Genomic DNA, 14,147 nt, shown 5'->3' with positions numbered 1-14,147 from the left:
CCGGTGCTCGGCTACTCCGAGGCCCGCCGGACGGCGTTGGCCGCCCAGCTGATCCACCAACGACGCCGGCCGGGCCCGCCTGGCGCCCGGAAGTTCAGGTCGACCCTGGACCGGCTCGGCGTGCTCCAGGTGGACTCGGTCAACATCCTCGCGCGGGCCCACTACGTGCCCCTCTTCAGCCGGCTGGGCCCCTATGATCCGGCTCTGCTGGACCGCTTGTCCCACCAGAGGCACCCCCCGTGGACCGAGTACTGGGCCCACGAGGCCTCCCTGGTTCCGGTCAGGTTGCGGCCGGCGCTCGTGGCGGTCCAGCGTCGCACCTGGATGACCGCCACGGGCCTGGACACTCAGATCAGGGATGAGCTGTCGCACCAGATCCTCACCTTGCTCTCGGCTTACCGCCCGCTGACGGCGCGGCAGGTCGAGGGCCGGCTGGGGCACCACGGCGGCCACCAGGGGCACTGGGGCTGGAACTGGTCCGTGGTCAAGCGGGTCCTCGAAGACCTCTTCGCGTCCGGGCAGATCGCCAGTGCCGGCCGCAATCCCCAGTTCGAACGCCGCTTCGTGCCGGCCTCGGCCATCGATCCGGCTTCCGAGGTGCCGGACCGTCACGCGGCGGTCCTGGAGCTGGTGGACACCGCCGCGCGGGCCCTCGGGGTCGCCACCGAGGCCAGCCTCGCCGACTACTACCGGATCACCGTCACGGCCGCCCGCGCCGCAGCGGTGCAACTGCACCACGAGGGCGTGCTGGAACCCGTCCGGCTGCCGGGTCTCCGCGGGACGACCGTGGCGGCGTGGCGCCACGCCGAGGCGGTGACCCCCAGGGCCGCAACGGGCCGGGCCCTGGTCAGCCCCTTCGATCCCCTGGTGTTCCACCGGCCGCGGGTCGAAGCGCTGTTCGGCGTCCGGTACCGCCTGGGGATCTACACCCCCGCTCCGAAACGGACCCGCGGCTATTACTCCCTGTTGTTCCTGCTCGGGGAGCGGCTGGTCGCGCAGGTCGACCTCAAGGCGGACCGTGCCGGCAAGGTACTGATGGTGCGCGGTGCCTGGTCCGAGGATCCGGGAGCAGTACCCGGCGGCCCAGGGAAGGCGAGTGGGTCAGGGGGCCGGGCGGCCGGCGTCGGGCAGGTGGTGGTGGAGCTGGCCGCCGAGCTGGGCGAGCTGGCTCGATGGCTGGGCCTCGAGGACGTGGTGGTGGAGGGGAATGCCGACGGGGACCTGCCAGTGGAACTGCGGCGGACATGGAGGAAGCTCCCAGAGATTAGACCGTAGACTGTCCGGGTATCCCCGTGGCCGCTGGCCGAACCGGGGTACCCGAGCGCAACGCATACCGACGCACCCGGTGCACCGGGGAACAGGGAGTCTAGGCACGTGGCATCATTCATCGAACGAATCCTGAAGACCGGGGACAAGAAGGTCCTCAAGCGCCTGAGGGGATTCGCCGACGCCATCAATGTCCTCGAGGACGAGTTCCGCGAGATGTCCGACGCCGAGCTGCGCGGCGAGACCGACGCGTTCCGTGAGCGGATCGCCGGCGGCGAGTCGCTCGACTCACTGCTGCCCGAGGCCTTCGCGGCTGTCCGCGAGGCGGCCGGACGCACCCTCGGCCAGCGTCACTACGACGTCCAGTTGATGGGCGGTGCGGCCCTGCACCTCGGGAACATCGCCGAGATGAAGACCGGTGAGGGCAAGACCCTCGTGGCCACCGCCCCGGCCTACCTCAACGCCCTCTCCGGTCAGGGCGTCCACGTCATCACGGTCAACGACTACCTCGCCAGCTACCAGTCCGAGCTGATGGGCCGCGTCTTCCGGTTCCTCGGCCTGGAGACCGGCGTGATCGTCGCCAACCAGGATCCCGCCACCCGGCGCGCCCAGTACGCCGCGGACATCACCTACGGCACGAACAACGAGTTCGGCTTCGACTACCTGCGGGACAACATGGCCTGGTCCAAGGACGAACTCGTCCAGCGCGGCCACCACTTCGCCATCGTCGACGAGGTCGACTCCATCCTCATCGACGAGGCCCGCACCCCGCTGATCATCTCCGGTCCGGCCCAGGGTGACGCCTCGCGCTGGTACACCGAGTTCTCCAAGCTGGTGCGCAAGCTGACCCTGGACGAGGACTACGAGGTAGACGAGAAGAAGAAGACCGTCGGCGTACTCGAACCGGGCATCGAGAAGACGGAGGACTGGCTGGGCATCAGCAACCTCTACGAGTCCGCCAACACCCCGCTGATCCAGTACCTGAACAACGCCATCAAGGCCAAGGAGCTGTTCAAGAAGGACAAGGACTACGTCGTGCTGGGCGGCGAGGTCAACATCGTGGACGAGCACACCGGCCGTGTCCTGGCCGGCCGCCGCTACAACGAGGGCATGCACCAGGCCATCGAGGCCAAGGAGGGCGTGCAGATCAAGGCGGAGAACCAGACCTTGGCCACCGTCACCCTGCAGAACTACTTCCGCCTCTACGAGAAGCTGTCCGGCATGACCGGTACCGCCGAGACCGAGGCCGGTGAATTCATGTCCACCTACAAGCTGGGCGTGGTGGTCATTCCCTCCAACAGGTCCATCCAGCGCGCGGACCAGACCGACCTCATCTACAAGAATGAGGTGGCGAAGTTCGACGCGGTGGTCAAGGACATCGCCGAGCGGCACGAGAAGGGCCAGCCCGTGCTGGTGGGCACCACCTCCGTGGAGAAGTCCGAGTACCTCTCCAAGCTGCTGGCCAAGAACGGCGTCCGGCACGAGGTGCTCAACGCCAAGAACCACGCTCGTGAGGCGTCGATCGTGGCTCAGGCCGGTCGCAAGGGTTCCGTCACCGTGGCCACCAACATGGCTGGCCGCGGCACCGACATCATGCTGGGCGGCAACGCTGAGCACAATGCCGTCACCGAGATGCAGAAGCGTGGCGTGGATCCCGTTGAGGACGCCGAACGCTACGAGGAACTGTGGGACGAGGTCCTGGCCGCCGCCCAGGAGGCGGTCAAGAAGGAACACGAGGAGGTCCTCGCGCTTGGCGGGCTCTACGTGCTCGGCACTGAGCGCCACGAGTCCCGGCGCATCGACAACCAGCTGCGCGGCCGTTCCGGCCGTCAGGGTGATCCAGGCGAATCCCGTTTCTACCTCTCGCTGACCGATGACCTGATGCGCCTCTTCAACCCGGGTGCCGCGTCCCGCATCATGAACTCTGCCTCCGTTCCGGATGACATGGCGCTGGAGTCGAAGATGGTGTCTGGCGCCATCCAGAACGCCCAGCAGCAGGTCGAATCGCGCAACACCGAGCAGCGCAAGAACGTCCTGAAATACGACGACGTGATGAACCGCCAGCGTGAGGCCATCTACACGGACCGCCGGCACATCCTGGAGGGGGAGGACCTGCGGTCCAAGATCCAGAACTTCCTCGAGGATGCCGTCTCCACCGTGGTGGATGAGGCCACGGGTGCCGGGCACGCCGGCGACTGGGACCTGGACCAGCTCTGGACGGATCTGAAGCAGATGTACCCGGTGGGCGTCACCGTGGACGAGGTGGTGGAGGAGTCCGGCGGCCTGACGAAGCTCAAGGCCGAGGACCTGAAGCGTGAGCTGGTCTCCGATGCCCGGCTGGCCTATGAGGACCGCGAGAAGGCAATCGGGCCGGACACTCTGCGCGAACTGGAGCGCCGCGTGGTGCTCTCGGTGATCGGCCGGAAGTGGCAGGAGCATCTCTACGAGATGGACTACCTCAAAGAGGGGATCGGGCTGCGCTCCATGGCCCAGCGTGATCCCCTGGTGGAGTACCAGCGCGAGGGCTTCATCCTGTTCGAGGCCATGATGGAGGCCATCCGAGAGGAGTCGATCGGATACCTGTTCAACCTCGAGGTGCAGACCGCTCCGGCACCGACCTCGTTGCCCGGTGTCCAGGACGCCCGGTCCACGACGATGACGCCGGTCCTGAACGTCAAGGGCCTCGACGCGCCTCGCCAGCCGTCCACCCTACGATTCTCCGCGCCGTCGGACTCCGGTGAGGTCACCACGCAGGTGCGCCGAACCGAAGGGGCGAGCAACGTTCAGACGTCTGCAGGGGCCGCTGATGAGGCTGGCCAGAAAGACTCCGGTAACGGAGCCGACGGGGCGAAGGACGCTCCGCGCAGTGCCAAGAAATCCAAGAAGAGCCGCCGCTAACCGAGTTCCAGCGCCGTGACCTTCCACCGGTTGCGGTGCTTCTCGATGCGCAAGGCCATGGCCCGGGCGCGGTCCGGCATTTGGACAGTGGCACTGGCCTCATAGGCATCCTGGCCCAGTCGGCAGGCCCGAGCCCCGAGGGCCTTGGGTGCCGCGGAGGGACCATCGCTCCGGGTGGCCCGGATTCGTTGGGCCAGGTCGGCCCGGCGGATCATCTTCTGGTAGGTGGCCAGGTCGAGCCATGCGGACAGCTGACGTGCCGACCGAAGACCGAGTTCGGCCTCCACACAGGCCAAGGCCACGATCCGCGCCAGGGACCGGACATGGCGTTCTTCCTCGCGCCGGTGCTCTGCCTGTGCACGCTCGGTCATCGTGGTCTCGTCGAGTGGACGCTGCCGGGGCGCCCATGCCGGGTGCTGCTGACTCCGCGTTTCACGGGAGGCCAGGCCCAGGCCGGAGCCGGCCACGGAGTCCAGGGGCGGCAGGGTGGCGGGAACGGCGGTCACGGTCAGGGCCGGAGTCTGCTCCGGGGTCTGTTCTGCTGCCGTGGTCAAGGTCGTCATGGTTCCTCCGGTTGTGCTGGAATCGAGCGTGTTCGGGGTTCGGTGGGGGCTTCGGTCGGGATGCGGTGCGGGGTGCCGACTAGTTCAGGGGCGGTGCCGTGAGGACGGTGCCGGGGATGAGTACATCGGCGTCGCTGCCGATGACGGTGCGGTTGTGGTCATGCCACTGGCGCCATCGGCCGTCCACTTCCAGGTCGGTGGCAGTGGGACCCAGTTCATGCGCTGCGATGTCCCACAGGCAATCACCCCGGCGTACCGTGACGGTCTTGACGTCGTCCGTGGCGGACTGGCCCGAGCGCGGTGCACCGGGAGCGGACGGTACCGGGGCCGAGGGTTTCCACGTGGGTGTCGGAAGGGGCTGTTCGTCCGGCAGGGATGCCGAGGCGGCCGAGAGCCAACCCGGGTGTGGGAGGGCGGTGGGCGTGTACACCGAGGCCGCCCGCGCTGTGGAAACGTGGGCCGCCGGGAGCGGCTCGACGGTGGACCCCGGCGTGGCCCAGGCCCCCGGCGCCAGCAGCAGGTTGACTCCCAGGACTGACGCCGCCACCCGGCGGAGGAAGGCGGGGGAGAGTGTGCCGCCGCAGCGTATGAGGCGGAGCGACCTGGTCCGGTGACCCAGTGCCACCAAGGCGGTGCCCAGCACAGCCAGGAACCACCATGCGGCCACGACGGCGCCCGCTCCGGCACACAGGGAGGCCACCAGCCGCTCGACGAGGGGCAGGCCGGCGCTGGGAGCGGCCCCTCCCAGCCCGGTTGCGCCGAACCACCACAGCAACGGTCCGGCCACGGTGCACAGCAGGGTCAGGACCAGGTCCTCGCCCCGGAGTGCCGGGCGGCGGTTCTCAGACGATGCACTCACAGTGTGCCCCTTCAGCCACGCGGGCGCCGGACGCCCGTCGTTCTTCCTTGATGGACTAAGGCAACAATAGTTGGCTTGCGATGTCAATAGGGTGCTGCAATGAACGTTTGATGACGTTTGATGCGATTTGAGCTTCACAGATGCTGAGGCGGCGCCAGGTCCTGGACCGCGCCCCACGGTGGCCCGTTCACCCCGGAGACGGGTGAGGCCGGTTCCCCCGTCTAGGCTGGAGAGATGAGATGGGATGGGCTGTTTGCCGATCTGGAGGCCCAGCTGGCCCAGGGACACTGGCAGGACACCGAGGCCGAGGCGGCCGAGATGACGCGCGGCGAGCGATCCTCGATCGCCCTGATCGATCGATTGCGCGGGGCGGTGGGGACGCCGCTGGCGCTTCTGCTGGCGGACGGAGAACGGCTGGAGTTGAGCCTCTCCACAGTGGGGTCCACCTGGATCGGCGGCACGGACCGGAGCGGGAGCCTGGTGGTGAACCTCGCTGCCGTGGCGGCCGTCGACAGCCCCCTGGCCGTGGTGGCCCAGGAACCGTCCCCCGGGCGGCGGCGGCTGGGCATCGGCTCCCTGTACCGGTCGTTGTCCCGGGCCCGCGTGGCTCTCGTGGTCACCGGCCGGGACGGGCGGCTACTCGGGGAGGGGACCATCGACCGGGTGGGGCTGGACCACCTCGACCTGGCGGTCCACCCGCGGGACGAACAGCGGCGCGGGCGCAATGTCCGCGGGCTCAGGGTGATCCCCTTCGACGCCATCCACCTGGTGCGTTCGGCTCAGGCGTCCTCCGTCTGAGGTGCACCGGCCTTCCGGGCCTCGGCCTTGGCGGCCTGCTGCACGTAGAGGTCCTCGATGTACTCGTCGAGCTTGACCTGCTCCACCCGCCACTGGCCCCGGCCGCCGATCTGGATGGCCGGCAGCTCCCCACTGCGCACCAGCGCACGTGCCTGCGCCATGGAGACCTGGAGCTCCTCGGCGACATCGGTCAGGGTCAGGAAGCGCGGCATTGGTCCTCCGGGTCGAGAGCGGGCATCGGTCACCTCCATTCTTCCACGGTCGCCTTCCGTGCAGGGGTTGTCCACAGCAGCGGTTCTGTGCGCTCTGTTCACCCCGTGTTGTCCACACCCCGGCAGCGGAGGCGCCGGGCTTGGCTAAGGTGGTCGGGGACGTCAGCGGCGAATGGGGCTGCTGAACCGGAGAGGGAGGACGCCCGTGGAGGGGACGAACACGGCGGAGGCTCCGCGGCTCACGCGGCCGGGATGGAAGGACCCCCGGCTGCTGGCCGGGCTCCTGCTGGTGCTGTTGTCGGTGGCCGGGATCGTGGCACTGGTGCAGTCACTGGACCGATCAGAGGGCTACTGGGCCGCCGGGCAGGACCTGGTTCCGGGCAACGTCGTCGAGGCCGAACAGTTGACGGTGGTGCAGGCCCGGTTGGGAGACGCGGCCGACGACTACCTCCGAGCGGACGAACCGTTCCCGGGGGACAGCGCGGTGGTGGGCACGGTGCGCCAGGGTGAACTGCTCCCGGCCGGTGCCGTGGCCGTGGTGGACCCACAGTCCCGGCAGGCTGTGTCCCTGACGGTGGCCGACCCGCTCCCCGAGGGAACGGCCTCCGGGTCCCGGGTGGACGTGTGGATCGCAGCCAAGGACGGCAATCAGGGCTTCAGCGAACCGCAACTGGTTGCCCCGTCGGCCGAACTGGCCGAGATCACGGAGGCCACCGGATCGTTCGGCTCCACGGGCGGGATGAACGTGCAGATCCTCGTGGGTCCGGAGCAGCTGCCACAGGTCCTGGACGCCAAGGGCAATGGTGCGCGCATCAGCGTGGTCCCGTCGCTCGCTGGACAGTAGGAGTGCACATGCGCAAGGTCTCGGTGGCCACCACCATCATGCCCGGCTTCGACCACGTCTCCGGACTCGAGCGACTGCGTGGGCCCGTCACGGTGATCCGCCGCTGCGAGAGTCTCGCCGAACTGATCTCGATGGCCCGCACGGGTCTGGCGGACGTCGTTCTCGTGGCCGGAGACACCGATCAACTCACCTTGACGTTCATGGAATCCCTGGGTGACGGGAGTGCGGGTTCCCGGACCGCCGCGGTGGTGGCACTCAGTGAGGTGGCCGCTGAACGCGACCGCCTCTCCGGTCTCGGTATCCCGGTGGCCTCCCCGGATCTGGACCCGGAAGAGCTGGCCGTGCTGCTGGCCGACGCGGCTTCCCAGGACCAGCAACGCCAGCGCGCCGCGGCCGGACCCGGGGCGCGCGGCCGTGGGCGCCGGGCAGCCCAGAACGGCGCTGACGACCTGACCGAGTCAGAGCAGACGACGCCGGCTCGCCCGGCCGACGACGAGGTGCGCACCCCTGGCCCGGGAGCCGATCACGCTCAGGCTCTGTCCTTCTCCGTCACGGGGGCTGGCGCCATCCGGGTCGGCGCAGAACCGGCTAGCGCAGAGCGGGATGGAGCAGACCGGGGCGACGCCTGCCCGGCCGTGCCGGGCGTTCTGGCGCCGGACCCCGGCGATGATCCGGCCATGGAAGCCCCATCCGATCGACGCGGCGAGCCGGAGCCCCTGGTCCCCGGGGAAGTTGCCACCGAGCCCGCGGCACCGCCCCGGGTGACTGCCGTCTGGGGACCCGCTGGGAGCCCGGGCCGCACCACGGTGGCAGTCAACCTCGCGGTGGAGCTGGCCCTCGCCGGACGCAGGACCCTGCTGATCGATCTGGACACCTATGCGGCCTCCGCGGGCATCCACCTGGGCCTGTTAGACGAATCCGCGGGCATCGCCCAAGCGTGCCGGACCGCCGACCAGGGAGGGATCTCCCCGGAGGGGGTCGGACGAGCAGCGCTCCGGGCTCGGGTGGCCGGGACCACCCTCCAGGTACTCACGGGACTGACCCGTGCGGACCGGTGGCCGGAACTGCGCCGCGCCGCCCTGGACGGCGTGCTGTCGGCGGCAGCAGCCGGCTGGGACGAGGTCGTGCTGGACTGTGGGTTCTGCCTGGAGGAGGACGAGGAACTGAGTTTCGACATCCCCGCTCCACAGCGCAACGCGGCCACGTTGGCCGGGTTGGCCGCCGCGGACCGCATCCTGGCCGTCGGCACCGGCGACCCGGTGGGGCTGCCCCGGCTCATCCACGGCTTGGACGAGCTGGGCCTGCACGTGGACACCATGGAGCGAAGCCGGGTCGAGGTGGTCGTCAACCAGGTCCGGACGGATGCCTCCGGGGTGGCCCCACAATCGCAGATCACCGGCGTCCTCGACCGGTTCGGCGGTTCATGGACCGTCGGAGGGTTCTTACCCTGGGACCGCCGGGCCTTGGACCGTGCGCTGCTCGGCGGGCAGGTGCTGGCCGAGGCCGCACCGAAGTCGGCCCTGCGCCGCGCCGTGGCCCGGCTGGCCGGCACGGCTGCCGGAAGCCACCAGACGGGACCCGCCACGGCCGCCGTCGGACACGGTCTGCGGACGTTGCTGCGGCGCAGCTGAGCCCCCGCGTCGCTCCGCAGCGGGCACACGTCGTTCACGCTTTGACCTGCGGGCCGTTAGGCTCGCCCTAGTGGACCAAGGACGTTCCACTCATCCGGTTGCACCCGGCCCAGGCCCGGTTCCTCCGGTATAGCTGCAGCGATGGAAGAGGACACCCCCCAGATGTCGTCGTCAACCCCTTTGTGGACCGATCAACAGGCCGCCGGCACCCCGGACGCCCCCCTCGGTCTCGAACACCTCGCCCGCGCGTACTTCGAGCACGTCTCGGAGGCGGACCTGGCCGAGCTGGACCCACCCACGCGTGAGAGGCTCGTCGCCACGCACGTGGAGATGGCCGCCGGGCGTGGCACCAACGAAGCGGTCGTGAGGGTGACCCCCAGCCGGCCCCACGGCTTCGTCCAGATCGTGCATGCGGACATGCCCTACCTCGTGGACTCCGTCACGAGTGAGCTGACCCGCCAGGGGCACGCGATCCGCATGGTCGCCCACCCGACCGTGATCACCCATCGGGCCAAGGACACCGGGACGCTGACCGCCGTCCACCGCGTCCCCACCCAGCAGGGCACCGCCAGCGGTGACACCACGGCAGCGCTCGCCGACCTCGGCCCCCTGGTCGCCGGTGATGGCGAACGCACCGGCGTAGAGTCCTGGATCGGCGTGCAGACCGTCGGCCCGTTGGACGATGAGGAGGCCGCCCGGCTCGAGAAGGGACTCGGCCACGCATTGGCGGACGTGCGCGCGGCCATCGCCGATGCTGACCGCATGCGCGCGGCTGCCTTCACCGCCGCCCGCACTCTGACGCACGATGCCCCGACGAACGTGCAGGGCGTGCGCGAGAGCAGCGAGCTGCTGAACTGGATGGAGGACGGCCACTTCACGTTCACCGGCTACCGCGAGTACGTGCTGCACAGTGGGGACAACGGCCAGGTCCTGGTCCCGGTGGAGGACACCGGCCTGGGTATCCTGCGCCGACGGCCCACCACGCCGCCGGCTCCCCTGTCCATCGCCGGTCGCAACCAGATCGAGCGACCCATCCCGCTGATCATCACCAAGGCGAACTCGCGTTCCCGGGTGCAGCGTTCTGCCTACATGGACTATGTGGCCGTGAAGACCTACGACCGTGACGGCAAGGTCACGGGTGAACGCCGGTTCGTGGGGTTGTGGGACCCCAAGGCGTACTCGGTGTCACTCGAAGACATCCCGCTGGTGCGGGAGAAGGCAGCCGAGGTGCTGCACCGGTCCGGGTTCCCTCGGGACTCCCACTCCGGTGCCGAACTCCAGCAGATCCTCGAGACCTACCCGCGTGACGAACTGTTCCAGGTGGGCGTGGATGAGTTGTGGGAGACCTGTCGGCAGATCCTGCAGCTGCAGGAACGCCGCCGCACCAGGCTGTTCCTGCGGCCGGACACCTACGGCCGTTTCATGAACGCCCTCGTCTTCCTGCCCCGCGACCGCTACAACACGGATGTGCGCGGCCGTATCCAGGACGTGCTCCTGGAAGCCCTGGGCGGGGAGTCCCTGGACTTCCAGGTCAGGCTCACCGAATCCGTGCTGGCACGCCTGTACTTCCGCATCCGGCTGCCGCGCGAGCGCGAACGCGCCGCACCGGTGGACGCCAAGGACCTCGAGAACCGGCTGGTCCGGGCCGTCCGGTCCTGGAAGGAGGGGGTGGACGAACAGGCGGTCGAGGCGTTCGGCGCCGATTCCGGCGTGGACGCCGCCCGATTGTGGGACGAGGCCTTTCCGCCCGCCTACCGGGTGGCCTACGAGATCGACAACGCCCTCGAGGACATCGGCCGGTTCAATGGCCTTCCGGGGGAGGGGGCGCCCGTGGTGCACGTCGTCCCCGAACACCAGGACGAGCGCTCACGGATCGCCGAGGAACGGGTCACAGACCTCACGATCGGCCGGATGAAGGTCTATTCGGACCGGCCACGCACGCTCACCGAGATCCTGCCCGTGCTGCAGAACCTCGGCCTGTCCGTGCTGGACGAACGGCCCTTCGAGGTGGAACCGGCGGACGGACGCAAGTTCTACCTCTATGACTTCGGGCTGGGCTACCCGGTGGGCACCGAATCTGAGGCCACCGCCGGGCTGCTCGAGGACGCGGTCGTCGCCGCCACCACCGGCGTCTCCGAGTCCGACGCCCTGGATCGCCTCGTCCTCGCCCACGGCCTGGACTCCCGAACCGTGAGCGTCCTGCGTGCCTACGCGAAGTACCTGCGGCTGCTCGGGATGCAGAACTCCTTCGACTTCATGGCGGACGCGCTCCTGGCCCACGAGACCGTGACGCGGGCCCTGGTCGACTACTTCTTCACCCGCTTCGATCCCACGACCCCCTCGGCCACAGACGACGACGGCCCGGATGCCGGCGAGACCCGGCGCCAGAGTCTGGAGCGGGTCCGTGAACGGGCCGAAGAGGCGCTGGAGGACGTCGTCACCCTGGACGCCGAACGCGTGCTGCGAGGCTTCCTGACCGTCATGCAGGCCACTCAGCGCACCAACTTCTTCCAAGGGCATCGGCGCCTGAGCTTCAAGATCGCGACCTCGGAGATCGACTTCGCCCCGCAGCCCCGGCCCGCACGGGAGATCTGGGTGTACGACCCGGAGGTCGAAGGCGTGCACCTGCGGTTCGGCCCCATCGCCCGCGGCGGTCTGCGCTGGTCGGACCGCCGGGAGGATTTCCGCACCGAGGTCCTTGGACTCGTCAAGGCACAGCAGGTCAAGAACGCTGTCATCGTCCCCACCGGGGCCAAAGGCGGATTCTTCGCCAAGCGCCTGCCGGACCCGGCCGTGGACCGCGGTGCCTGGGTGGAGGCGGGCCGGGAGGCCTACCGGACCTTCATCCGCGGGCTGCTGGACATCACCGACCAGCAGTCGCGCAGCACCGACGGAACCGGGATGGTCTTCTCCACCCGGGAGCGGATCGTGCGCTATGACGAGGACGACGCCTACCTCGTCGTGGCGGCGGACAAGGGCACGGCATCCTTCTCCGACACCGCCAACGCCATCTCCGCCGAGTACGGGCACTGGCTGGGCGACGCATTCGCCTCCGGCGGTTCGGTGGGCTACGACCACAAGGCGATGGGCATCACCGCCCGGGGCGCCTGGGAGTCGGTCAAGAGCCACTTCGCGTCCCTCGGCCGGGACACCCAGACCGAGGACTTCACCGTCGTGGGGATCGGGGACATGTCCGGCGACGTGTTCGGCAACGGCATGCTGCTGTCCGAGCACATCCGGCTGGTGGCCGCCTTCAATCACCTGCACATCTTCCTGGATCCGCATCCGGATCCGGCCGTGTCCTTCGCCGAGCGCAGGCGGCTGTTCGAGCTGCCCCGGTCCTCGTGGTCCGACTACGACGCGTCGCTGCTCAGCGAGGGCGGTGGCGTGTATGACCGCAATGCCAAATCGGTCCCGGTGAGCCCCCAGGTCCAGGAACTGCTCGATCTGCCCTTGGGCACTACCGAGTTGAGGCCCAACGACCTGCTCCAGGCCATCCTGAAGGCTTCCGTGGACCTGCTGTACAACGGCGGCATCGGCACCTACGTCAAGGGGGAGTCCGAAGTCCACGCCGAGGTCGGGGACCGGGCCAACAATGCGATCCGCATCAACGGCAGTGAATTGCGTGCGGCCGTCGTGGGGGAGGGCGGCAACCTCGGTTTCACCCAGCGGGGCAGGATCGAGGCCAACCTGTCCGGGGTGCTGATCAACACGGACGCGATCGACAATTCGGCCGGCGTGGACTGTTCCGACCACGAAGTCAACATCAAGATCATGGTGGACCAGCTGGTCTCCACCGGGGCGCTGGACGCAGACGACCGGTCCGGCCTGCTGGAGTCCATGACGGATGAGGTCGCCGAACTGGTCCTGAAGACGAACGTCGACCAGAACACCCTGTTGCGCAATGATTCCCAGAAGGTGTCCGAATGGTTGCCGAGTTTCGAGCGGCACATCCAGTGGCTGGTCGAGAACGCGGACCTGAACCGTGAGCTGGAGGACCTGCCCAGTGACGACGAGCTGGGAGAACGCCTCGAGCAGGGCCAGTCCCTGGCCACGCCGGAGCTGGCGGTGCTGGTGGCCTACGCGAAGACGAACCTGTCCGACCAGTTGCTGGACTCGGACCTGCCGGACGATCCCTGGTATGACCGCACCCTGGACGCCTACTTCCCCTCCGCTCTACGTGGCCGCTATGCCGAGCGGATCCAGCAGCATCCGCTGCGCCGGGAGATCATCGCCACCGTCGTGGCCAACGACGTGGTCAACACCGGCGGCACCACCTTCGTGTTCCGGGCCATGGAGGAGACGGGGGCGGATGCCGCGACCGTGGTCGCCGCCTACTCGGCGATGAAGGAGATCTACGGGTACGGCGACTACTTCGAGTCGCTCCGGGCGCTGCCCGCCAGCGTGGACGGCGAGGTCAAAGCACGCGTCTACCTCGATGCCCGCAGGCTCCTCGACCGGGCGGTGCGCTGGCTCGTCAACCACCGGGCGGAGGGCGAGGGCATCGGCGCAGTCGTCGAGTACTACGCCGCCCCCCTTCAGGCCCTCGTCGAGGACCTGCCCCAGCTGGTGCAGGGCCAGGACGCCGAGCGCTTCGCCGAATGGCGGGACGCCTCCCTGGAAGCTGGTCTGCCCTCAGAGCTGGCCCGCCGGCGATCCATCCTGTTCGAGTCCTTCGGTCTGCTGGACGTGGTCCGCCTGGCCCGGCAGACCGGACGGGAACCGCGGCACGTGGCGGACGTCTACTTCCGTCTCTACGACCGGTTCGACGCCGAGGAGATGCTCAATCTCATCACGGACCTGCCCCGGAGCGGGCGCTGGAAGGCGCTGGCGCGAGCCGCCCTGAGGGATGACCTGTACGCCCTGATCCTCAACGTCACCACCGACGTCCTGGCCGGTGGGACCGAGGCGGACACGGACGACGGATCCCGCCTGGTCGAGGCCTGGGAGGAGGAGAACGCCACCCGGCTGGAGAGGGCCGAACGCTTCCTCGAGGAGATCCGCGAGTCGGGGTCGGACGATCTGGCCTCGCTCTCCGTGGCGTTGCGCCAACTGCGATCGGTGACGGCCCAGTAG

9 protein-coding genes are annotated in these 14,147 nt (G+C 69.0%); 6 read left to right on the top strand and 3 right to left on the bottom strand.

What is annotated here, in order from left to right; translation table 11 throughout:
• The first annotated feature begins 3 nt into the window (after window positions 1-3).
• Both BOSE125_RS08105 and secA read left to right on the top strand, forming a co-directional pair.
• Window positions 4-1,275 (top strand): winged helix-turn-helix domain-containing protein, encoded by a 1,272-nt coding sequence (locus BOSE125_RS08105; RefSeq protein WP_159551558.1) that lies wholly within the window; start codon window positions 4-6, stop codon window positions 1,273-1,275.
• Window positions 1,276-1,374: 99 nt separating this feature from the next.
• On the top strand, window positions 1,375-4,164 hold the full coding sequence (secA, locus tag BOSE125_RS08100; protein ID WP_159551556.1) for a preprotein translocase subunit SecA: 2,790 nt from the start codon (window positions 1,375-1,377) through the stop codon (window positions 4,162-4,164).
• Here the strand turns inward: secA and BOSE125_RS08095 are convergent.
• On the bottom strand, window positions 4,161-4,727 hold the full coding sequence (locus BOSE125_RS08095; RefSeq protein WP_159551554.1) for an Rv3235 family protein: 567 nt from the start codon (window positions 4,725-4,727) through the stop codon (window positions 4,161-4,163). The genes secA and BOSE125_RS08095 overlap by 4 nt on opposite strands.
• 79 nt (window positions 4,728-4,806) lie before the next feature.
• Window positions 4,807-5,586, bottom strand: coding sequence for a LysM peptidoglycan-binding domain-containing protein (locus BOSE125_RS08090; protein ID WP_159551552.1), 780 nt, complete (start codon window positions 5,584-5,586; stop codon window positions 4,807-4,809).
• A gap of 234 nt (window positions 5,587-5,820) precedes the next feature.
• On the opposite strand from BOSE125_RS08090, the gene BOSE125_RS08085 reads away from it, so the two are divergent.
• Window positions 5,821-6,384 (top strand): hypothetical protein, encoded by a 564-nt coding sequence (locus BOSE125_RS08085; protein WP_159551550.1) that lies wholly within the window; start codon window positions 5,821-5,823, stop codon window positions 6,382-6,384.
• On the opposite strand, the gene BOSE125_RS08080 is transcribed toward BOSE125_RS08085, so the two are convergent.
• A complete protein-coding gene (locus tag BOSE125_RS08080) occupies window positions 6,366-6,596 on the bottom strand; it encodes a helix-turn-helix domain-containing protein (protein ID WP_159551548.1) in 231 nt (76 codons plus the stop codon). The genes BOSE125_RS08085 and BOSE125_RS08080 overlap by 19 nt on opposite strands.
• Window positions 6,597-6,801: 205 nt before the next feature.
• Between BOSE125_RS08080 and BOSE125_RS08075 the strand changes: the two genes are divergently transcribed.
• From BOSE125_RS08075 to BOSE125_RS08065, 3 genes are all read left to right on the top strand, one after another.
• Complete coding sequence (locus BOSE125_RS08075) at window positions 6,802-7,440, top strand: flagellar biosynthesis protein FlgA (RefSeq protein WP_159551546.1); 639 nt, start codon at window positions 6,802-6,804, stop codon at window positions 7,438-7,440.
• Window positions 7,441-7,448: 8 nt separating this feature from the next.
• The gene (locus BOSE125_RS17955; protein WP_236557880.1) at window positions 7,449-9,071 is read left to right on the top strand and encodes an ATPase; all 1,623 of its coding nucleotides are present in this window, start codon (window positions 7,449-7,451) and stop codon (window positions 9,069-9,071) included.
• A 162-nt stretch (window positions 9,072-9,233) separates the two neighbouring features.
• A complete protein-coding gene (locus tag BOSE125_RS08065; RefSeq protein WP_159551544.1) occupies window positions 9,234-14,147 on the top strand; it encodes an NAD-glutamate dehydrogenase in 4,914 nt (1,637 codons plus the stop codon).

It is taken from the genome of Citricoccus sp. K5 (assembly GCF_902506195.1).
GTDB lineage: Bacteria > Actinomycetota > Actinomycetes > Actinomycetales > Micrococcaceae > Citricoccus.
This window is presented reverse-complemented; position numbering and strand designations above follow the sequence as displayed.

Excerpts from the sequence above, each read along its gene's own strand:
- BOSE125_RS08080 (WP_159551548.1), bottom strand. The coding sequence starts at position 6,596 with ATGCCGCGCTTCCTGACCCTGACCGATGTCGCCGAGGAGCTCCAGGTC.
- BOSE125_RS08085 (WP_159551550.1), top strand. The coding sequence starts at position 5,821 with ATGAGATGGGATGGGCTGTTTGCCGATCTGGAGGCCCAGCTGGCCCAG.
- BOSE125_RS17955 (WP_236557880.1), top strand. The coding sequence starts at position 7,449 with ATGCGCAAGGTCTCGGTGGCCACCACCATCATGCCCGGCTTCGACCAC.
- BOSE125_RS08095 (WP_159551554.1), bottom strand. The coding sequence starts at position 4,727 with ATGACGACCTTGACCACGGCAGCAGAACAGACCCCGGAGCAGACTCCG.
- BOSE125_RS08065 (WP_159551544.1), top strand. The coding sequence starts at position 9,234 with ATGTCGTCGTCAACCCCTTTGTGGACCGATCAACAGGCCGCCGGCACC.